Genomic DNA, 19,998 nt, shown 5'->3' on the forward strand with positions numbered 1-19,998 from the left:
GATCCATTGCGCCCCCCTGCCCCGTACAACGCCTGGTCCCATCTGCGGGTTCCCAGAGCCAGCGGATACAGTCAACGTCGCGTTCAACTACGGGGACAGGAGAGGCCCATTACCGCAAACCGGCAGACGAGCTGGGCGTTCGCCGACGCCTTTGTCGCCGAGGACGACGCACTGCACTGGGCCCGCGACCGGGCCCGGGAGTCAGGAGTCCCCTCGGTGTCGCCAGGCACCGGCGCCGCGCTGCGACTGCTGGCGGCGACCGCGGACGCGAAAGCGGTGGCGGAGATCGGTACGGGGACGGGCGTGTCCGGGATCTATCTGCTCCAGGGAATGCGGTCGGACGGCGTGCTGACCACGGTGGATCCCGAGCCGGAACGCCAGCAGTTCGCCCGGGAGGCGTTCCGCGAGGCCGGCTTCGCCGGGAACAGGGCCCGCTTTATCCCCGGCCGGGCCCTCGACGTGCTGCCCCGCCTCGCCGACGGCGGTTACGACCTCGTCTTCTGCGACGGGGACCGGATGGAGTCGTTGGAGTACCTCGCCGAATCGTCCCGCCTTCTGAGACCGGGCGGGCTCGTGTGCTTCGAGGGCGTCTTCGCCCGCGGTCGTACCGTCGACTCGGCCGCACAGCCGGCCGAGGTGCTGCGGCTGCGGGAGTTGCTGCGATCGGTGCGGGAGAGCCAGGAACTCCTGCCGTCCCTCCTACCCGTGGGTGACGGGCTCCTGTGCGCGGTACGCCGGGCCTAGGTCGTGTCGCACCGCGAGGAAGGCATCTCGTGGGGGCGCGCCGTGGGGAACACATCGCGGCGCGGCAGCTGACCGCCGAAGACGAGGATTCGCCCGTCCAGGGCCATCCGGGGGTCACGGCGCTCCGGGAGCAACGGGCCGGGGCACAGTCCGAGCGTGAGGCCGGGTGGTGCCGCCCGATCGGAGCCGCACGGCACACGGCGGTCCGCACAGTCGTGCCGAGGTGGAGATGCATCTCGCCCCGGCACCCACCAGGGGTGCCGGGGCGAGGAGAACATCGGGCGCTCGCAGGTTAGCCAACGACCTTCTTCAGGGCATCGCCCAGCGCTTCGGCCTCGTCCGGAGTCAGCTCGACGACAAGCCGACCGCCGCCTTCGAGCGGAACGCGCATGACGATGCCCCGCCCCTCCTTGGTCACCTCGAGCGGGCCATCGCCCGTCCGCGGCTTCATGGCCGCCATGCTCGTTCCCCTTCCTGAAACCAGCTCATCGTCAGCCGACGGCCCCTGGGTAGGCACGAGTCACCGGCATCGAACACATTGCTTCCTGGTCATTATCCCGCATCGCAGGACCCGATGACCAACATCGGTCGGCATCGCTTAGGCAACGCGCTCTCGCAAAACCACCCAATTCGCCGATCGTCCTGCGATACTTTGCCGCCGCTCCCCCCATCGGGCCGTCCGTTCGGCCGCTCGTCTTTGACGCAGGTCACATGCGTGCGGCCCGAAATCTCCGCCATGCTGTGCCCTGCACCCACCCGCTGAGCCACCAAGGGGACTGACATGGCCGACTCCGTGCTGTACGAGGTGAGCGACGGACTCGCAACGATCACGATCAACAGGCCCGAGGCTATGAACGCCATGGATGCCGGGTCGAAGGTCGCCCTGCGGGACGCCGTTCTGGCGGCGGCAGCGGACGCCTCCGTACGGGCGGTCCTGCTCACCGCGAACGGGCGTGCCTTCTGCGTCGGGCAGGACCTCAAGGAGCACGTCGCCGAACTGGGCGAGGCACGGAAGTCCGGCTCCGATGATGTGATGAGCACGGTGCGGGAGCACTACAACCCGCTCATCCGGGCGTTGGCGTCCATGCCGAAGCCGGTGGTTGCCGGGGTCAATGGAGTGGCGGCGGGAGCAGGGCTCGGGCTCGCCCTCGCAGCGGACTACCGGGTCGTCGCCGACACCGCGAAGTTCACCACCGCCTTCGCCCATGTGGCGCTCACCGCGGACTCCGGGATCTCCTGGACGCTGCCGCGGCTGATCGGCCAGAGCAGGGCCGCTGACCTGCTGTTCTTCCCGCGTTCCTTCTCGGCCCAGGAAGCGTTTGACCTGGGCATCGCCAACAAGGTCGTCCCCGCGGACGCCTTGGCGACCGAGGCCGCCGCGGTGGCCAGGGCACTGGCCGACGGCCCGACCGTGGCCTATGCGGCGATCAAGGAATCCCTTGCGTACGCCGCTGACCACTCGCTGGACGAGACGCTGGACAAGGAGGACGAGCTCCAGTCGCGAGCGGGGCTGTCCGAGGACCATGTGACCGCCGTACAGGCGTTCATCGCCAAGGAGCAGCCGAAGTTCCTGGGGCGTTAGGCCATTCGGGGGAACGACTGTTCCCCGGCGAAACGGGGGTGGCGCTCAGTGGGGCGCCACTCCGGCATCGAGGGCACCGGCGCCGCGTGCGACACAGCCTTCGAGGTGGTCGTCGACCAGGCCGCACGCCTGCATCAGGGCGTAGGCGGTGGTCGGGCCGATGAAGCGGAGGCCCTTCTTCTTGAGGGCCTTGGCGAGTGCCGTCGACTCGTCGGTCACCGCGGGCACGTCCGCGATGGTGCGGGGTGCCGGACGAGCCGCGCCGTCCGGCGCGAACGACCAGATCAACGTGTCGAGGTCGCCTTCGGCCCACTCGGCGAGCAGCCGTGCGTTGGCCACGGTCGCCTCGATCTTGGCGCGGTTGCGGATGATCCCCGCATCGCCGAGCAGCCGCTCCTGGTCGGTCTCGGTGTACGCGGCGACGGAGGCGATCGCAAAGCCGTTGAAGGCTCGGCGGAAGCCCTCGCGCCGCCGCAGAATCGTGATCCAGGAGAGACCCGATTGGAACGCTTCCAGACAGAGCCGCTCGAAGAGTGCGTCGTCCCCGCGCACCGGTCGACCCCACTCGTCGTCGTGGTAGGCGATGTAGTCCGCGGTGGACAGCCCCCAGGGGCACCGCGGCTCGCCGTCGGGTCCCGCCACGAGGCCGCCGTCACTCACCGTGGGGCTCCTCGCCGGGCTTGGCGAACAGATCGGGTCCGCCCACGGCCGTGGCCTGAGCACCCGCCAGGGCCGATTCCAACTCGGCGATGCGGGCGTCCCGCTCGGCCAGTTCCGCGCCGAGGCGGGCGAGTACGTCATCGACGTCGGCCATGCGATAGCCGCGCAGACTGACGGGCAGCCGCACCGCTTCCACGTCGGCCCTGCCGATCGGGCGGGTGTCCGGCAGCGGATCGACGAGTTGCTCGGGCGCGGTGTCGGGCAGGGCCGCGCTGTCGCCGCCACCGAGCACGGCAAGCGTGACCGCGCCGACGACCACAACCATCGTGATCAGCAAGAACAAGAACACGGACGACCCTCTCCCCGACCTTCGGGCGCTTCCCGGACGGAAACCGTTCCCGGCTCTGATCGTGCCACGCCGGTGTGACAGTTAGGGTCTCAGCCGGACGACCTGAGGAGGAAAACAGCTGATGCTGCGGCTGGGACAGCGTGAATTCGGTCCGCACGAGCCCGTGATCATGGCCATCGTGAACCGTACGCCCGACTCCTTCTACGACCAGGGCGCGACCTTCCACGACGAACCCGCGCTCGCCCGGGTCGAGGAGGCGGTGTCGGAGGGCGCTGCCATCATCGACATCGGTGGGGTGAAGGCGGGCCCCGGGGAGGAGGTCACGGCCGACGAGGAGGCCCGGCGGACGGTCGGATTCGTGGCGGAGGTGCGCAAACGCTTCCCGGACGTGGTGATCAGCGTCGACACCTGGCGCCACGAGGTGGGCGAGGCGGTCTGCGAGGCGGGTGCGGATCTGCTGAACGACGCGTGGGGCGGGGTCGATCCCAAGCTCGCGGAGGTCGCCGCCCGTTACCGCGTCGGTCTGGTGTGCACCCACGCCGGCGGTGCCGAACCCCGCACCAGACCGCACCGGGTGGCGTACGAGGACGTGGTCGCGGACATCCTGCGGGTGACGCTGGGACTGGCCGAGCGGGCAGTGGAGTTGGGGGTGCCGCGCGAGTCGATCATGATCGATCCGGGGCACGACTTCGGGAAGAACACCCGGCACTCGCTGGAGGCGACCCGCAGGCTCGGCGAGATGGTGGAGACGGGCTGGCCGGTGCTGGTCTCCCTGTCGAACAAGGACTTCGTCGGCGAGACCCTGGACCGTCCGGTGAAGGAGCGGTTGACGGGGACGCTGGCGACGACGGCGGTCTCCGCCTGGCTGGGCGCCCGGATCTACCGGGTCCACGAGGTGGCGCAGACCCGCGAGGTGCTGGACATGGTGGCGTCGATCGCAGGGCACCGGCAGCCTGCGGTGGCGCGCAGAGGGCTGGCCTGACCTGCCCGGACGCCGGCGGCACTCGGCTGGCCCGGGCGCCGTCCGGCGTCATCGCCTGTCGCCCGCCCGGGGCGGGCGACAGGCCGGGCGGGCGCTCAGGGAGCGGGCCTCAGAGTCCCGTCTCCTTCGTCACCAGGGACACGGCTTCCTCCACGTCGTCCGTGACGTGGAACAGCAGGAGGTCCTTCTCGGACGCCTTGCCCCCGCCCACCACGGTGGTCCGCAGCCAGTCCACGAGCCCGCTCCAGTACTCCGTACCGAAGAGGACGATCGGGAACCGGGTGACCTTGCCCGTCTGGACGAGCGTCAGCGCTTCGAAGAGCTCGTCCAGGGTCCCCAGCCCACCGGGCAGGACGACGAACCCGGACGCGTACTTCACGAACATCGTCTTGCGGACGAAGAAGTAGCGGAAGTTCACCCCGATGTCGACGTGCTGGTTGAGGCCCTGTTCGAAGGGCAGCTCGATGCCCAGGCCGACCGAGATCCCGTTGGCCTCACGCGCACCACGGTTGGCCGCCTCCATCGCCCCCGGACCACCACCGGTGATCACTGCGAAGCCGGCGTCGACGAGCGCCTTGCCGATGCGGATGCCCGCCTCGTACTCCGGGGTGCCCGGCTTGGTGCGGGCCGATCCGAAGACGCTGATCGCACTGGGCAGTTCGGCGAGCGCGCCGAAGCCCTCGACGAACTCCGACTGGATGCGCATGACCCGCCAGGGGTCTGTGTGCACCCACTCGGAGTCGCCCTCGGTGTCCAGCAGCCGCTGGTCGGTTGTCCCTGGCTGCACCTGGTCCCTACGACGCAGCACCGGCCCTTGTCGCTGCTCCTCCAGCGCCCGCGAACCTTCGGGGTTGCCCATGACCTGCTCCCTCCGCCGAACATCAATTGCTGGAGGCAAGGGTAGGGCGACGAAGGCGACGAGGAGGGAAACTCGGAACGTCAGCCAGTCCTGCAACGGTCCTTCGCGCTGTGTGACCTTGACGCCGGCCCCATGCCCGGCCCTCCCGGGGGCCTTCGGGCCGCCCGTCCGACCGACGCGTCGGAACCGAAGCGAACCACCTGCGGACAGGGCCGGTTCGGACGGCCCCGTCGTGGACACTCCCTAGTACGGTGGGCGGGTGTCCAAGCACGCTTCCTCCGCCGCCCGGCGCAGCCGCGTACCCCGCTCCGCGGTTGCGTTCTGCGTCCTGCTGCTGCTGGTCGGCTATGTGGCCGTGCAGTACATCGCAGGTGACCGTGCTGCCCGCTGTGTCGTGCGGGCGTCTTCGAGCGGTGGTGGGCCGTCGTACGAGTTGAGTACGGAGATGGCCGCGAACGCGGCGACGATCTCCGCGGTCGGCACCAGGAGGGGGCTGCCCGAGCGGGCCGTCACCATCGCCTTGGCCACCGCCATCCAGGAGTCGTCGCTCCGCAACATCCAACACGGCGACCGGGATTCGCTGGGCCTGTTCCAGCAGCGGCCATCGAAGGGGTGGGGCACCCCGAAGCAGATCCTCGACCCGGTGTATTCGGCGGGGAAGTTCTACGACGGGCTGGTCGAGGTGCAGGGATATTCGCGACTGCCGCTGACGGTGGCCGCGCAGCGCGTCCAGCGCAGCGGCTTCCCCCAGGCGTACGCGAAGCATGAGCCCAATGCCTCCTTGCTGGCCGCGGCACTCACCGGGCGGACGGACGCGGCACTGACGTGCGCCACCGCCAAGGGCACCGCGGCAGGTGACCCGGTGAAGGTGCGGGCCGAACTGCTGCGGGCGTTCGGGCCCGACGTGGCCCCGAGGGCGGTGTCAGCGGGTTCCTTGGGCCGGTCGGGCGGCGCGCCCGCGGGCGAGGTGCTGATTCCGCTGCCGCCGGCACTGGTCGCCAACGACGGCACGCACGGCAGCAAGGCGTCCAAGCGCGGCTGGGAGTTGGCGCACTGGGCGGTGGCGCGTGCGGACGGGCTGCGGATCGACGCGGTCTTCTTCGGGGGCAAGGTGTGGCGCGCCGAGGACGCGAGGACGTCCGGCGAGGGCTGGCGCCCCGGTGCCGCCGGAAAGGCTCGCGAGGGCGCCGAGCGATCTGCCGCAACCGCGACCGGCCAGGACGAAGTCCGCATCCGCATCGCGCGCTGACCGGAACGAAGCCCACATCCGCATCGCACGCCGATGCGAACGTTCCCCCGTGCGAATTACGGGGTGCCATCACTCCAATGCACCAACGGAGCACGTGGTCCGGTTCGCGCCCCCCTGCCGCTCACCCCTTGGGGAGCAAGGGAAGTGACGGTTCGGCAGGGTGTCGGGCGTGGGAATGTTTGCCCGTCTTTATCCGGGGCCGATAATGCGACACATTGCCAAGTCTTTACCTTGGGGCACCGCAACTTCACCCGCCCTCCGAGCGGTTGTCACTGCGTCCGATCACCCAGACCGGGCTTCCCCCCAAGTCCTTCTGTCTCAAGGAGCATCATGTCCCTCCCCCTGACCCGTCGGATCGCCCGTGCCGCGCTGCTCATCGCCGCGGGCACAGTTCCCGTGGTCGGTGCGGCCGGCTCCGCAAGTGCCGTGGAACTCCAGCAGGCCAACCCCCTCGGTGGACTGACCGCCCCTGACGCCGGCGCCCTCAACGGTGTCGTGGACGGCGCCGCGCAGAAGACCTCCGAGCTCGCCGACAGCACCGGCAACGACACCGTCAAGGAGACCGTCCCGGCCGCCACCGAGACCGTGAGCCAGGTCGGCAAGGCCGCGACGCCGGCCGCGCAGAAGGCCGCCGGAGAGGTCGCCAGCAGCGCGAGCACCACCCTCGGTCGGGCCACGGGCAGCACGGGCGGCTCCCTCGGCGGCCTGCCCACCGGACAGCTCGGCAGCACGCTCCCCGCCGACCAGCTGCCCCTCAAGGGCCTGCCGCTGGGCTGACCGACCCCTCGGGTTCGGCAGACCCGCCGCCGCCCGCCCACGGCGGTACGGCAGATCGCCGGGTCATCGCGGATCGCCGATGGCCGCGCACCTCGCGGTCATCGGCGTAGCAGATCCGCACAGGGCGCACCACGAACAGGGCCCCGGGTTCACCCCCGGGGCCCTGTTTCGTCTGTAGGTGTCCGCCTGCCTCGTCTACGTCGCCGCCCGGCGAAGATCAGCCGAGGCGCTTGACGGCCGCCTCAACACGCTCGTCGGTCGCCGTGAAGGCCACCCGGACGAAACGCTCGCCCGCCGTGCCGTAGAAGTCGCCGGGTGCCACCAGGACGCCCAGCTCCGACAGGTGCGCCACCGTCTCCCAGCACGGCTCGTCACGCGTCGCCCAGAGGTACAGGCTCGCCTCGCTGTGCTCGATCCGGAAGCCGTGGCCCTCCAGCGCCGCCCAGAGCGCCGAGCGACGTGCCGCGTACCGGGCCCGCTGCTCGACGACGTGGGTGTCGTCCCCGAGCGCTGCGACGGCCGCCGCCTGCACCGGAGCGGGGGTCATCATTCCCCCGTGCTTGCGGATCTGGAGGAGTTCGCCGAGCACCGTCTCATCGCCGGCGATAAACGCGGCCCGATAGCCGGCCAGATTGGATCGCTTGGAGAGGGAGTGGACGGCGACCAGCCCGTCGAAGGAGCCGCCGCAGACGTCCGGGTGGAGCACGGAGACCGGTTCGGCCTCCCAGCCCAGCTCCAGATAACACTCGTCGCTGAAGACCAGCACCCCGTGCTCACGCGCCCAGGCGACGATCCGCGTCAACTCGTCCTTGGCCAGCACCCGCCCGCTCGGGTTGGAGGGCGAGTTGAGCCACAGCAGCTTGAGGTCGGTCGCATCCAACTCGGTGGGGTCGTCGTAGACGACGGGGGTCGCCCCGCACAGCCTCGCGCCGACCTCGTACGTCGGATAGGCGAGCTGGGGGTAGGCGACCCGGTCACCGGCGCCGAGGCCCAGTTGGGTCGGCAGCCAGGCGACCAGTTCCTTGGAGCCCACGACGGGCAGCACCTGGCGGTGGGAGACGGCGAGCGCACCGAGTCGGCGTTCCACCCAGCCCGTCAACGCGTCACGCAGGGCGACCGTGCCCCACACCGTCGGATAGCCCGGTGAGTCGGCCGCGTCGACGAGGGCCTGCTGGATCAGGTCGGGGACGGGGTCGACCGGTGTGCCGACCGAGAGGTCCACGATGCCGTCGGGATGGGCGGCGGCCCTGGCCTTGTAAGGCTCCAGCCGGTCCCACGGGAAGACGGGGAGTCGCGAAGAGACTGCGGACACGGGACTTTCTCTCTGCTCGTGGGGCTTACGCCCCGGCCCGAGCCCGGGCCCTCGCCCGGGGCTCACGGTGCCTCGGTCCCGCACGAACGACGACCGTACGGGACCGGAAGACGTACCCCTAGCCGTTCTGCGGCGGGAGGGAGGCGACAAACGGGTGGTCGCGCTCGATCAGCCCGAGCTTGGACGCACCGCCGGGAGAACCCAGCTCGTCGAAGAACTCGACGTTCGCCTTGTAGTAGTCCTTCCACTCCTCCGGGGTGTCGTCCTCGTAGAAGATCGCCTCGACGGGGCAAACGGGCTCACAAGCCCCACAGTCGACGCATTCGTCCGGGTGGATGTACAAGGACCGCGAGCCCTCGTAGATGCAGTCGACGGGGCACTCCTCGATGCACGCCTTGTCCTTGACGTCGACACAAGGCTGCGCGATGACGTAGGTCACGCTGTCGTTCCTCTCGGTAGGGCTCTGGCAGTGCGCGGGAGCGCGGCGTCGTCGATGCCCACACCTAGTATCTCCGTTCCTGACCACGATCCGCACAGGAGGGGCGTGCACAGCTGTGGAATTCACTGGCGCCGGACGGCTCGAAGTCCGTATTACACCCCATGACGTGGGCAAACGCGTATCAATCCGACGTCTCACCGATCCCGCCGTGGGGGGCATGAAGTTCACCGACACCATCGGGGTTCTCACATCCTGGGACAAAGGTGTGCTGCTCATCACACGGAAGACCGGGGAGGGCGTCCGCATCCCGGAATCCGCACTCGTCGCGGGCAAGGTGGTGCCGCCCGCGCCCGCCCGACGCCGCGGCCCCGCCGCGGACTTCGCCGAACTCGCCCGCGTGACCGGGCGGGCCTGGCAGCCGGTCGAGAGCGAACGCCTCGGCGACTGGGAGTTGCGGGCGTCCGCCGGCTTCACCCGCCGTGCCAATTCGGTCCTGCCGCTCGGCGACCCCGGCCTACCGCTGTCCGATGCGCTCGCGCGGGTGCGCGGGTGGTACGGGGAACGGGGGCTGCCCGCGTACGTCCAGGCTTCGACCGGGGCCGCGGGCACCCAGGAACGGCTCTGCGCGGATCTTGAGGCGCACGGTTGGCGGCGCGAGGTGTCGGCGCTGGTGCGGATCGGGGCACTGGCTCCCGTCGCCGATCGTGTGGCGCCCGTCGAGCGGGTGCGGCTCTCCCGTGACCTGGACGAAGGGTGGCTGCGGCGCTACCAACGGGCCGGGCAGTACGGGGAGGCCATGCTCAAGGTGCTGACCAGCGGGCCTTCGGTGTGGTTCGCATCGGTGTCCGCCCCGGACGAGCACACAGGCAACGACGTGCCGGTGGCCATCGGCCGTTGTGTCGTCGACGGCCGCTGGGCCGGGTTCATGGCGGTGGAAACCTCTCCGGAACAGCGCAGGAAGGGCCTGGGCACCGCCGTGATGACCGCCCTGGCACAACGTGCCCTGGCGGAGGGCGCGTCGGCCGCATGGCTCCAGGTGGAGGCGGACAATGAAGGGGCACGGGCGCTGTACGACGGGATGGGATTCACGACCCACCACAGCTACCACCACTTCCGCCCCTAGAGGCCGCAGGCATATGAGGTACGCGAGCCCGACGGGCCCGGGGTGAAGGGCAGCAGACCGACCGGGTCCGTGCACCGCACGGGAACGGCAGCGACGAGCGCGGACGGACAGGGACGACACATGCACGACGACGGCACCGACCATCGCGAGCGATTCGCCGAGGAGGCGCGCGCCGAGCGGCCCGACCTCGCGCTGCTCTGTCTGCTGCTCGGTGCGGTGGCCGACCCCTCCCTGGACGAAGCGGGCCTGGACGCCGCCCAGATCGAACTGGACCGGCTCGCCGGGCTCGTCCCCTACGGCGCCAAGGACCCGCACGCGTGGGCGACGGCGCTGGCCGCCCTGCTCGGCGACCGCTGTGGCTTCCACGGGGAGCCCGACGACTACCAGCGGTTGGAGTCGTCGCTGCTGCACACCGTGCTTCGACGCCGTCGCGGACTGCCGATCCTGCTGTCGGTGGTCTGGATCGAGGTGGCACGGCGGGCCGGTGCACCCGTGTACGGAGTCGCCCTGCCCGGTCACTTCGTGGTCGGCTTCGGCGACCCGCAGGAACTCTCGGAGACCGATGCGCCCGTGCTCGCCGACCCCTTCGCCGGTGGCGCCCCACTGACCGGGGCGGACGCCGAACTGCTGGTCGTGGAGGCGACAGGGGCTCCCCTCCACCCGGAGATGCTCTCCGCGGCCGAGCCGTTGGACGTGATCACGCGCATCCTGAACAACATCCGGGCGTGGGCTTCCGGGCGCCCCGACCGATCCCAGGTGGCGCTGTGGGCGGTGGAGCTGTCGTTGCTGCTGCCCTCGCATCCGGCGAAGCTGCGTTACGAGCGGGCGCAGTTGCTCTTGCAGCGTGGTGACTTCCTGACGGGGGCCGCGGAGTTGGACGCCTATGCGGAGGTGGTGGCCGCGGTCGAGCCCGACACGGCGCAGACGCTCAGGGGGCGCGCCCGTGCGGCCCGGGCCCGGTTGAACTAGCCGCCTTTCTTCACCCGTCCGAGTGAGGCCGTGGGACGGACCCGGCTGACGTCCGCCCCGACCCGAGGTGACGACCGGCCGGACCATCCGGACCGCGGCGACCGTGCAGCCGCTCACCGTCTCCCGCCGCAGCGGTGAACGCACCGTGCCCGGCCACCCTGGCAGGGCGACCGGGCACGGTATGCGCAGATCCGTCAGCTGGGGTCGAGGGAGATCTCGACCGTCCGCTCCTGCGTGGTCTTGCCACGGAGCGCCGGCCCCATGGCCTGTGCCACATCGTCGGCGTTGAGCTGGTGCTTCTGACCGTCACCCTTGGTGATCATGACGCCGGCGAAGACACCGCCCATGAGTTCTTCGATCGCCTTCTTGTCGTAGAACTCGACCAGTTTTCCGTCGACCGCCTTCATCGACAGGATCTGGGGCAGCGACCTGGCCGGGCCGAAGGGAATCGACTGACCACCCGCCTTGATGGTGATCCGATCGGACATCGCGGGTTCCGCGAACTCCTTCATGGCCCGCTGGATCTCCGCGTCGCTGACGGTCGGCTCCCGAGAGACCACCGGCAGTTGCACCACATTGGGGCGGCCGGTCTCCACCTGGGCGCGGTACGCGTCCTTCACCGAGGTCGTCGACCGGGCGACGTCCAGTCCGTTGCCGGGCTTGCCCGGTACGGCCGTCACCTTGTTCGGCTCGAACTTGATGGTGCCCTCGACGGCCGAACCGGAGTTGCCCGCGAGGTCCGTGAGGGCGACGCTCAGCTTCTCCTCGTCGACGACGATCACCGGTTCGGCGACGCGCTGCTCCCCGAAGAGCGACCCGATGACGGAGATCGGGTTGTAGTCGCTGCCCGCTGCCTGCCGGACGGTGGCCTGACTGTCCAGGGACAGCCCCGCCTTGTCCGGGGCGAGTTGTTCCTTCTTGTCGCCGATGGTGAGTTGCAGGGGGGTGGCGGCCCGCTTGCCGAGGGCGGCGTCGAGCTTGACGACCGCCTGTTCCTTGGTGCCCCCACCGATGTCCACACCGAGGACCGTGGTCTTCTTCGGTACCTCCGAGTGGTTCAGCAGGAGACCTGCGCCGTACGCGACGCCCAGCAGCCCGACGACGCCCACGCCCAGCAGCACCAGTTTGGAGCGCCCCTTCTTCGCGGGGGGCGCCGGCGGGGGTGCCGGTCGGGCGGCCGGCGTCGGAGCGGCGGCGGTGCCGGGTGCGCTCGGACGGGCACCGCCCGGCCCGGCGGGGAAGTCGGACGGGGCGAAGTCGCCGCCCGGTCGACGCCCATGGGGACCCGCCGCGCCCGCGGCGTCGGCAGGGACGACCGGAAGGCCGCTGGTGAGCGTGTCGCCGGAGACCTGGTTGCGGGCCGCGGGGGCCCCGGCCTGCTCCGGGATGGGTTTCTGCGGGGTCAGTACGGCGGTGTCGTCGGACATCCTCGGTGCGCTCGCTACCGGCGCCCCGTGGCCGGCAGCGGTCTGCTGGCCGGGGAGCGCCGCGAGATGACCGGCGGGAGCCGAGGCGCCGGTGGCCTTCGGGCCGCCGTCCGTCCGCGGGCGGACCGGCATGTTGCCCTGCGCCGGCCCCGCGGTCGCCCCCGTCGGCTGCTGGCGCGCCGACGCGGCGGTGCCGGCACCCGCGGCCAGATCGCTGAGGGACCCCTTCGAACTGCTCTGCTGGCTCTGCTGCCCCGGCACGGTGGGCACGGGTGCGCCCGCCCGCTCCTCGATCGCGGGAGAGGGGATGCCCGCGCCGTTCGTGCCCGACTTCCGCGGTGCGAACCAGTCGTTGGACGGGGACTTCTCCGTCGGCTGCCCGGGCGGGGCGCCGGTCGGCCCTACCGGGGCCGAGGGCGCCTGCGGGCCGCCTATCGCCGGCATGGCGGCGGTGCGCTCGGCATCCTGCTCGACGGCCGGACGCGCCGGCGCCTTGGCCGGTGCCTCGGCCTCGCTCATGGGCTTGCGCATGACGACGGGGGGGATCGGCCGCGAACCGGGAATGTTGATCCGGATGCGGGTCGTCAGCGTGGTCTCTGTCTTGGGCTCGGGCTTCGACGCCGCCACGGCCTGGGGCGCGGCAGCGTCGGACCTGGGGTCACGAGCCCTGTCTATGGCATCGGTCGCCGCTCCGTCCGGAGCGTCCTGCGTCGGGTGCAGCGGCGGATACTGGCGCGACCCGTAGGGAGGTGTCCCTGAGGGGTACGCAGCCCCCCCGCGCCCCTGGGGCCCGGAGGACGAACTGTCAGTTTCACGACTCAAAGCAGGTTCTCCCGGTTGGCTTCGCCGCCCGTTTCTTACTGGATAGCTACTGCTGTGGGCGGCTCGGCGGCGCGCACCACCATACTGGCCGCCAAGGACACTCATCGTGCGACGGGGAAAGCATCATCCCGTCGACCGTACGCGCATGGTTAGTTCGAGGGGCGATCGCCCTCCGTGGCGCTCCACCCCAAGGGCCTGTCGATCCGTCGCTTTCCGCGGGGTTCGTCACAGGTCCCTACCGGTCAAGTCGGGCTTTGTCGCCGTTCGGTTGCGCGGCCCCGACCATCGTGGCGCACATCACAGCAAGGGCCATGCCGACGACGATGTACGCGAGCGGACCGATGCCCGCCGAGAACAGCCCGTCGCCCTCGGAGCGCCCGGTGCTGAGGACGACGATCGCTATCAGCCAGCCCGCACCCGATGCGATCGCACCCAACTGGGTACCTGTGGTGCGGGCGGAACCGTAGAAGAGTGCGCCCGACGCCAGCAGTGCGAGCAGCAATCCGCCCGGGAACCAGGCCCCTTGGACGAGCGAGCCAGCAATCCCGACGACCGCGCCGAACAGGGCGAGCCCGAGATAGGCGGCGATCCGGCCCGGCCGTGCGGGCCGGGTCAGCCAGGCGCCGGGGGTGTTCCCGCCGCTCATGCGGTCACGCCCGCGAACAGGTCCTGTTCCCGCTCGCCCTCGGGCGCCCCGGGGACGCCTTGGGCCAACTCGTAGAACTCGGTGGTGAGGATCGGCTGCCCCAACCGGTTGGAGAGCACGAAGTTGGTGCCCTCGACGGTGATTTGCGTGGCGTGGGCCGCCATCGCGGCGGCTTTGCGCTCCGCGTACTTCGTTCCGTCGACCTCGGCGGTGATCCGTGCATCGTCGGTCACTCCCGGAACGTCGTCGATCGGGGCGATGCCCTCGAAGTCGACATCGGTGTCGGCGTGCAGCCGGGCGAACGCGGCCTCCGCGACCGAGCGGGGCACCCGGTTCCAGTAGATCTTGGTGATGGTGTGCGGTTCGCCCAGGTCGCGGCGGTAGGCACGCTCGGCGGCCAGTTCGGCCGCCCGCATCGCGACCCGGTGCGCCTGGATGTGGTCGGGGTGGCCGTAGCCCCCCGTGGGGTCGTAGGTCACCAGCACCTGGGGGCGCACCGCACGGATGATCTCCACGAGGTAGCCGGCTGCCTCGTCGACGGGGGTCTGCCAGAACGCGCCTTCGCGGCGGTTCTGCTCGACGCCCATCATCCCGGAGTCCCGGAAGCGCCCCGGTCCACCGAGGAAGCGGTGATCGGTGACGCCCAGTTCCTTCATGGCGGCGGCGAGCTCGCCGATGCGATGGGGACCGAGCCGGTCCTCGCGATCGGACGCGAGATGGGCGAGATCCGGTGGGATCACCTCGCCCTCTTCGCCGAGGGTGCAGGTCACCAGCGTGACCTGGGCGCCGACGGCGGCATACCTGGCCATGGTGACGCCATTGTTGATCGACTCGTCGTCCGGGTGTGCGTGCACCAGGAGCAGACGACGGGCGGAAAGATCCTTCATACAGGACAGCCTACGAGGGCGAACCGCGCCGCCGTGCGAGAACGTGCGGCCCTCGTTGGCCGTATTTGCCCTCCCCATGGTCACAAGCGACGACCGGGACGACAGAAACAGCCGCGAAGGGCCGCAGAAGGACCACCTGGAGTCCGGTGGAAGCGCCGCCTGGGCGCGTGGGAGCGATCAGAACTTGAAGTCTCCGATCATTCCGGCGACGTTCGTGGTCAGATCGGTGATCGTCGGAGCGATGGACGAGCTAGCGAGATAGAACCCGAGCAACACGCAGACCGCCGCGTGCCCGCCTTTGAGTCCGGACTTCCGGATCAGCAGGAACATGATGATCGCCAGCAGCAACACCGCCGAAATCGAGAGGGCCACGGCGGTTCACCTCCACAGATATTCGGTCGGGACAGGCAGGTTGCATGTGCCAGGTGGTTCCTACCCACCTTGCGCTACGGATCATAACTATCCGTGCGAACGCATCGATCGGTGCACGGCAGCACACGGGGGCGCACGACCGCTAGGTTCGGTCACATGACCATGAGGACGCAGCTCTCCTTTCCGCGCCAGAACGCCCGGACCCAGCGCTATGCGTTGGGCGCACCCCGGTCTTTCACCATCTCCCCGGACGGCTCCAGGGTGGTCTTCATCCGTTCGGCGTCGGGAACCGATCGACGCGGGCAGCTGTGGGTCATCGACCTTGCGGACGGCGGGGATCGGCTCCGGGAGCGGCTGGCGGCCGACCCCGAGGTACTGCTCGACGGCGGGGACGAGCAGTTGACGGTCGAGGAGCGCGCGCGGCGCGAACGCGGGCGCGAGGGCGGGACGGGGATCGTCGCGTACGCGGTGGACGGGGCGGCCGAGTTGGCCGCCTTCTCGCTGTCGGGGCGGTTGTTCTGTGCGGAACTGCAGGCGGGGACCGTCAGCGAACTCCCGGCGGCGGAAGGGGTGATGGACCCGAGGCCCTCGCCCGACGGTCGACACATCGCCTATGTCAGCGGGCGTTCCCTGCGGGTCGTCGAGGCCGGGGGCGGCGGGGACCGGCCCCTCGTCGAGCCGGAGGGCGAGCACATCGCGTACGGGACGGCGGAGTTCGTCGCGGCGGAGGAGATGGGCCGTTCCCGCGGGTTCTGGTGGGCTCCGGAGTCGGACCGGCTGTTGGTGGCGCGGGTGGACGCATCGAAGGTGCAGCGCTGGTGGATCGCGGATCCCTCGCGTCCGGAGCGGGCACCCGAGCCGGTGGCCTACCCGGCCGCGGGGACGGCCAATGCCGAGGTACGGCTTTTCCTGGTCACCTTGGACGGCAACCGTATGGAAATTGGCTGGGATCATATCCAATTCCCTTATCTTGCGCGGGTTCACTGGTCCAACGACGGTGCTCCCATCTTGCTTGTACAGAGCCGCGACCAGCGAACTCAACATTATCTCGTGGTGAATACAGATAACGGCAGCACAAGCACCATTCAGATCGACGAGGATTCCGTATGGCTTGATCTATTCCATGGAGTACCGGCCTGGGGTCCTGGTGGCGCCCTGGTGCGGATCGTCGATGAGGACGGCGCACGCGTCCTCGTCGTCGGCGACCGCGTCTGGACGGACTCCTCGCTCCACCTCAAGGCGGTGCTCGACATCGGGACGGACGACGTCCTGGTCCTGGCCTGCGCCGGGGAGACGGCGACGGATCCGGAGATCGGTGAGATCCATGTCCACCGGGTCACCGAGCGGGGCGTCGAGCGGATCTCCCACGGTCAGGGCGTGCACACCGCGGTGCGTACGGGCGCGGTGACCGTGCTGGCCTCGTCCCGGCTCGACATCAGCGGCCAGTCGGTCCGGATCCTCAAGGGGAGCGAGGAACTCGGCCCGGTGGCGACCCGCGCCGAGGAGCCGGTGCTGACCGCGCGGCCCCGGCTGGGTGTGGCCGGCGTACGGCGGATTCCGTGTGCCGTACTGCTGCCACAGGAGTACCAGGAGTCGGACGGACCGCTTCCGGTCCTGCTGGACCCCTATGCCGGGCCACGCGGTCAACGCGTCTACGCGGCCCACAACAGCCATCTCACTTCCCAGTGGTTCGCGGACCAGGGGTTCGCGGTGATCGTCGCGGACGGTCGGGGCACGCCGGGCCGCTCACCCGCCTGGGAGAAAGCCGTCAAGGGGAACTTCCTGCTGACGCTGGACGACCAGGTGGACGCCCTCCACGCACTGGCCGGGCGCTATCCCCTCGACCTCGGACGGGTGGGCATCCGGGGATGGTCCTACGGCGGCTATCTGGCGGCCCTCGCGGTGCTGCGGCGGCCGGACGTGTTCCACGCCGGCATCGCGGGCGCTCCGGTGTCGGACCTCGGGCTCTATGACACCCACTACATGGAACGCTATCTGGGCGACCCGAACGCACACCCGACGGTGTACGCGTCGAACTCACTGGTGACGCAGGACGGACTGACCGCTCCGGAGAACCCCCACCGGCCGTTGATGATCATCCATGGTCTGGCCGACGACAACGTGGTCTTCGCCCACAGCCTGCGACTGTCGTCCGCCCTGCTCGCGGCGGGTCGCCCCCACGAGGTGCTGCCGCTGAGCGGGGTGACGCATATGACTCCGCAGGAGCAGATCGCGGAGAACCTGTTGCTGCTCCAGGTCGGGTTCCTGAAGCGGACGCTGTTGGGCTCCTGAAGCGAACAGCGGGGTGAGGTGGCGGGGGCTGGCACCGCGGGACATCGGTGCGTCGGCGTCGGCGTGGGCGGATCAGCCTGCACGGTCGAACGGCGTACGAAATCCGTATGCGTCGGCGCGTACGGCTCTGCGATCATCCCGGGATGTCCCACCGCCTCGAACCCCTGGTCATCCGGCACACCCATCGACTCCCCGCCCCCGTCGGAGCCCCCGTCGGACCCACCGGACCAGGCGAGGTCGCAGCACGACAGTTCGACGCGGCACTGATGTCCGTGGGCTTCAAGCTCTCGGCGGCCCTGCTGGAGCACCTGTCGGAACTGGACCGGGAAACGGTCGTCGCCATCGCCGGGCGGACCCTGGACACCGTGCGCGCGATGGTCGGCGACGACGTCCGGCACAACGTCTACTTCGTGGACTTCCCGGCCAACGTGCCGGACACCTTCGAGTTCTGGACCCAGTGCCTGATCGAAGCCCTCGCCGACCGGGCCTCGCGTGACGAGACGCTCGCCCAACTCGACTCGGGCGTCCTCGATCTGCTGACCCTTCCGTCGTACGGCAACTACCGGCACGCCTACGCCGAGATGCTCGCCGCTCACGATGAAGTCCTGGCCGCCGCGGGTGATCGCACCACGGTCCTGCACCTCGGCGACACCGCGGAGGCCGAGATCACCTCCCTCTATCTGGCACTCGCCGGCAGCACCACCCCGTTGGGCGCGGAGGGCCTCCACGACCTTGTCACGCTCGCCAGGCACTGCGTCGACGGGCCCCAGCCCGAGGTGATCCCGGTCCGGGAGAACCGCGCCGTGGTCAATGCCGCCTGTCTCGCCGTGGGTGCGGACCTCCTGCTGGACACCGTCACGGACGTGCTCCGCCTGGCCTGCCAGCTCTCGGGCGGCGATGTGACCCTGGCGGTGCCCACCCGGTTCACCTCACTGCCGCGACGGACGCGCCGCGCCCTGCTCGCCGGCCTCGACTCGGTGGTCGCGGCGGCCCCGGCCAAGCTCGCCGACGTCACCGCGCACCGCGAGGCGTTCAAGCGGCTCGGCGAACGCCTGCACCCGCACGAGTTCCCGCGCTGGCCGCACGCGGCCCGCGTGTTCGCCGTGGCCCGGGGCGAGTTGACCGCCCCCACCTTCGACAGTCGCGTCGAAGCGCTGCTCGGCGCCGACGACATCAGGGGCGCCGCACGGCTGCTGACGGCGGCGCCGGGCAAGCTGTTCCGATCCCTGGACCGGCTGCTGCGCACCTGTCGCACACAGGACGAGCGCGACGTCGTCGTGGCCGCGGCGGAGCAGGTCGCACCACAGATCTCCGGCCGCGTACTGCTCTCGGTCCGCGAACACTTCGACAACCGCGCACGGCAGCCAGGTCACAGCCGTGTCTTCGTCAATCGCTACGGTCGAGCCCAGGTCATCGCCGACGTACGCCCACGGGTGCCGACGGCCGAGCGGGAACGGTTGGTCGCCGCCCTGGACGACGAGATGCGCCGTCGTCTCCCGGCTCCAGGACGACTGCTGATCGATCCGGACGTCCTCGACGTCGCGCTCCCGCTCAGCGGCAAGGCGACGACCGCCGGTCTCGGCGTACTGCCCAGGGGTTCCCTCTCCCCGGTCGACGGCGAACTGCTGAGGTTCTTCATCCACTGGAAGCAGACGGAACGCACCACGGACTACGACTTGTCGGCGCTGGTGCTCAGCTCCGCGTACAAGACCGTCTGCTGGCTGTCGTACACCGCCCTCACGGAGGTCGAGGGCGAGCACTCCGGGGACATCACCAACGCACCCGACGGCGCTTCGGAGTTCATCAATCTGCGTCTGGCCGCCGTGCGCGGGGACTTCATCGTTCCGCAGGTGAACATCTACTCGGGGGAGGGTTTTGAAGAGGCCGAGGAGTCCGTGTTCGGTTTCATGCTGCGCGAGGGCGAACAGCGGGGCCGGCCCTTCGAGCCCCGTACGGTGCGTATGAAGTCGGAGGTGCGCGGTCCTGGGCGGGTCGCGCTGCCGCTCGTGTTCGTGCGCGGGGACGACGGCAGGTGGCGGGCCAAGTGGCTCCATCTGTATCTGCGGGGCAATCCGGCCTGGAACCGGGTCGAGGAGAACCGGGTGTCGGTCGCGACGCTGGTGCGCGGTGTCGTCGAGCGCGACCATCTGACGGTCCGGTACCTCACGGATCTGATGGCCGAGCGCGCCACGGCCACCGAGCTGTGGGACGGTACGGAGGTCCCGGACGGTCCCGTCACATACATCGGTCTGGAACGGCCGGACGGGCTGCACCCGGACTCCCTGGTCATCACCCCGGAAAACCTGCGTGCCCTGATCCCCGGCTGACTGCTAGCTTTGGCTGCGGCGAGGCCATGGACGGACTTCCTTCTCACTCACTCTGATTTAGTCCCTCCGCTTTCCTCACCGTTGATGTACGCCGGGGTTGCCGTTCGGTACCCCGGCGTTGTCGTGCCCGCCGGGAAGCACCGCCCGGTCGATGAACCCGCACCCCGCTTGAGCCACCCT

The 19,998-nt window shown here is 70.1% G+C and carries 19 protein-coding genes; 9 read left to right on the forward strand and 10 right to left on the reverse strand.

All coding sequences use genetic code 11. The features are described 5' to 3' along the window. Window positions 1-42 precede the first annotated feature (42 nt). Window positions 43-744, forward strand: a complete 702-nt coding sequence (locus ABZ348_RS04350) for an O-methyltransferase (protein ID WP_358929819.1) — start codon at window positions 43-45, stop codon at window positions 742-744. A gap of 292 nt (window positions 745-1,036) precedes the next feature. On the opposite strand, the gene ABZ348_RS04355 is transcribed toward ABZ348_RS04350, so the two are convergent. Then, a complete protein-coding gene (locus tag ABZ348_RS04355; protein WP_009997451.1) occupies window positions 1,037-1,204 on the reverse strand; it encodes a DUF3117 domain-containing protein in 168 nt (55 codons plus the stop codon). Between the two features lie 321 nt (window positions 1,205-1,525). Between ABZ348_RS04355 and ABZ348_RS04360 the strand changes: the two genes are divergently transcribed. After that, window positions 1,526-2,326 carry an enoyl-CoA hydratase-related protein gene (locus tag ABZ348_RS04360; RefSeq protein ID WP_358929186.1) on the forward strand — a complete coding sequence of 267 codons (801 nt, stop codon included), beginning with the start codon at window positions 1,526-1,528 and terminating at the stop codon, window positions 2,324-2,326. A gap of 45 nt (window positions 2,327-2,371) precedes the next feature. Here the strand turns inward: ABZ348_RS04360 and ABZ348_RS04365 are convergent, their stop codons facing one another. Both ABZ348_RS04365 and ABZ348_RS04370 read right to left on the reverse strand, forming a co-directional pair. Continuing rightward, complete coding sequence (locus tag ABZ348_RS04365) at window positions 2,372-2,986, reverse strand: DNA-3-methyladenine glycosylase I (protein ID WP_358929188.1); 615 nt, start codon at window positions 2,984-2,986, stop codon at window positions 2,372-2,374. Next, entirely contained in the window at window positions 2,979-3,335 is a 357-nt protein-coding gene (locus tag ABZ348_RS04370) for a DivIVA domain-containing protein (protein WP_358929190.1), read from the reverse strand. Before ABZ348_RS04370 ends, ABZ348_RS04365 begins: the two co-directional genes overlap by 8 nt. Window positions 3,336-3,456: 121 nt before the next feature. Between ABZ348_RS04370 and folP the strand changes: the two genes are divergently transcribed. Next, entirely contained in the window at window positions 3,457-4,317 is an 861-nt protein-coding gene (folP, locus tag ABZ348_RS04375) for a dihydropteroate synthase (protein ID WP_358929192.1), read from the forward strand. A 109-nt stretch (window positions 4,318-4,426) separates the two neighbouring features. On the opposite strand, the gene ABZ348_RS04380 is transcribed toward folP, so the two are convergent. Beyond that, complete coding sequence (locus ABZ348_RS04380) at window positions 4,427-5,176, reverse strand: TIGR00730 family Rossman fold protein (protein ID WP_358929194.1); 750 nt, start codon at window positions 5,174-5,176, stop codon at window positions 4,427-4,429. Window positions 5,177-5,435: 259 nt separating this feature from the next. Between ABZ348_RS04380 and ABZ348_RS04385 the strand changes: the two genes are divergently transcribed. Together ABZ348_RS04385 and ABZ348_RS04390 are read left to right on the forward strand one after the other, a co-directional pair. Further along, a complete protein-coding gene (locus tag ABZ348_RS04385) occupies window positions 5,436-6,425 on the forward strand; it encodes a hypothetical protein (RefSeq protein ID WP_358929196.1) in 990 nt (329 codons plus the stop codon). Window positions 6,426-6,755: 330 nt separating this feature from the next. Beyond that, on the forward strand, window positions 6,756-7,202 hold the full coding sequence (locus ABZ348_RS04390; RefSeq protein WP_358929198.1) for an ATP-binding protein: 447 nt from the start codon (window positions 6,756-6,758) through the stop codon (window positions 7,200-7,202). A 217-nt stretch (window positions 7,203-7,419) separates the two neighbouring features. Here ABZ348_RS04390 and dapC read toward each other — a convergent pair whose 3' ends face one another. Both dapC and fdxA read right to left on the reverse strand, forming a co-directional pair. Further along, window positions 7,420-8,514, reverse strand: a complete 1,095-nt coding sequence (gene dapC, locus ABZ348_RS04395; RefSeq protein ID WP_358929200.1) for a succinyldiaminopimelate transaminase — start codon at window positions 8,512-8,514, stop codon at window positions 7,420-7,422. Between the two features lie 118 nt (window positions 8,515-8,632). Then, window positions 8,633-8,953: a ferredoxin gene (fdxA, locus tag ABZ348_RS04400; RefSeq protein ID WP_250919434.1), complete on the reverse strand. Its 321-nt coding sequence runs from the start codon at window positions 8,951-8,953 to the stop codon at window positions 8,633-8,635. A 115-nt stretch (window positions 8,954-9,068) separates the two neighbouring features. On the opposite strand from fdxA, the gene ABZ348_RS04405 reads away from it, so the two are divergent. Further along, the gene (locus ABZ348_RS04405) at window positions 9,069-10,076 is read left to right on the forward strand and encodes a GNAT family N-acetyltransferase (protein WP_358929202.1); all 1,008 of its coding nucleotides are present in this window, start codon (window positions 9,069-9,071) and stop codon (window positions 10,074-10,076) included. A gap of 120 nt (window positions 10,077-10,196) precedes the next feature. Next, window positions 10,197-11,045 carry a transglutaminase-like domain-containing protein gene (locus ABZ348_RS04410; protein ID WP_358929204.1) on the forward strand — a complete coding sequence of 283 codons (849 nt, stop codon included), beginning with the start codon at window positions 10,197-10,199 and terminating at the stop codon, window positions 11,043-11,045. A gap of 194 nt (window positions 11,046-11,239) precedes the next feature. Here the strand turns inward: ABZ348_RS04410 and ABZ348_RS04415 are convergent, their stop codons facing one another. From ABZ348_RS04415 to ABZ348_RS04430, 4 genes are all read right to left on the reverse strand, one after another. Next, window positions 11,240-13,294 carry a hypothetical protein gene (locus ABZ348_RS04415; RefSeq protein ID WP_358929206.1) on the reverse strand — a complete coding sequence of 685 codons (2,055 nt, stop codon included), beginning with the start codon at window positions 13,292-13,294 and terminating at the stop codon, window positions 11,240-11,242. 235 nt (window positions 13,295-13,529) lie between these two features. Continuing rightward, the gene (locus ABZ348_RS04420; RefSeq protein WP_358929208.1) at window positions 13,530-13,940 is read right to left on the reverse strand and encodes a DUF6113 family protein; all 411 of its coding nucleotides are present in this window, start codon (window positions 13,938-13,940) and stop codon (window positions 13,530-13,532) included. Then, window positions 13,937-14,827, reverse strand: coding sequence for an N-acetyl-1-D-myo-inositol-2-amino-2-deoxy-alpha-D-glucopyranoside deacetylase (gene mshB, locus ABZ348_RS04425; RefSeq protein ID WP_358929210.1), 891 nt, complete (start codon window positions 14,825-14,827; stop codon window positions 13,937-13,939). The genes ABZ348_RS04420 and mshB overlap by 4 nt, the downstream gene beginning before the upstream one ends. A gap of 177 nt (window positions 14,828-15,004) precedes the next feature. Further along, window positions 15,005-15,199, reverse strand: a complete 195-nt coding sequence (locus tag ABZ348_RS04430) for a hypothetical protein (RefSeq protein ID WP_329022991.1) — start codon at window positions 15,197-15,199, stop codon at window positions 15,005-15,007. A gap of 156 nt (window positions 15,200-15,355) precedes the next feature. On the opposite strand from ABZ348_RS04430, the gene ABZ348_RS04435 reads away from it, so the two are divergent. Both ABZ348_RS04435 and ABZ348_RS04440 read left to right on the forward strand, forming a co-directional pair. After that, window positions 15,356-17,491, forward strand: coding sequence for a prolyl oligopeptidase family serine peptidase (locus ABZ348_RS04435; protein ID WP_358929212.1), 2,136 nt, complete (start codon window positions 15,356-15,358; stop codon window positions 17,489-17,491). Window positions 17,492-17,634: 143 nt separating this feature from the next. After that, window positions 17,635-19,818, forward strand: coding sequence for a hypothetical protein (locus ABZ348_RS04440; protein WP_358929214.1), 2,184 nt, complete (start codon window positions 17,635-17,637; stop codon window positions 19,816-19,818). Window positions 19,819-19,998 lie beyond the last annotated feature (180 nt).

Origin of the sequence: Streptomyces sp. NPDC005963, assembly GCF_040638655.1 — a bacterium.
GTDB lineage: Bacteria > Actinomycetota > Actinomycetes > Streptomycetales > Streptomycetaceae > Streptomyces.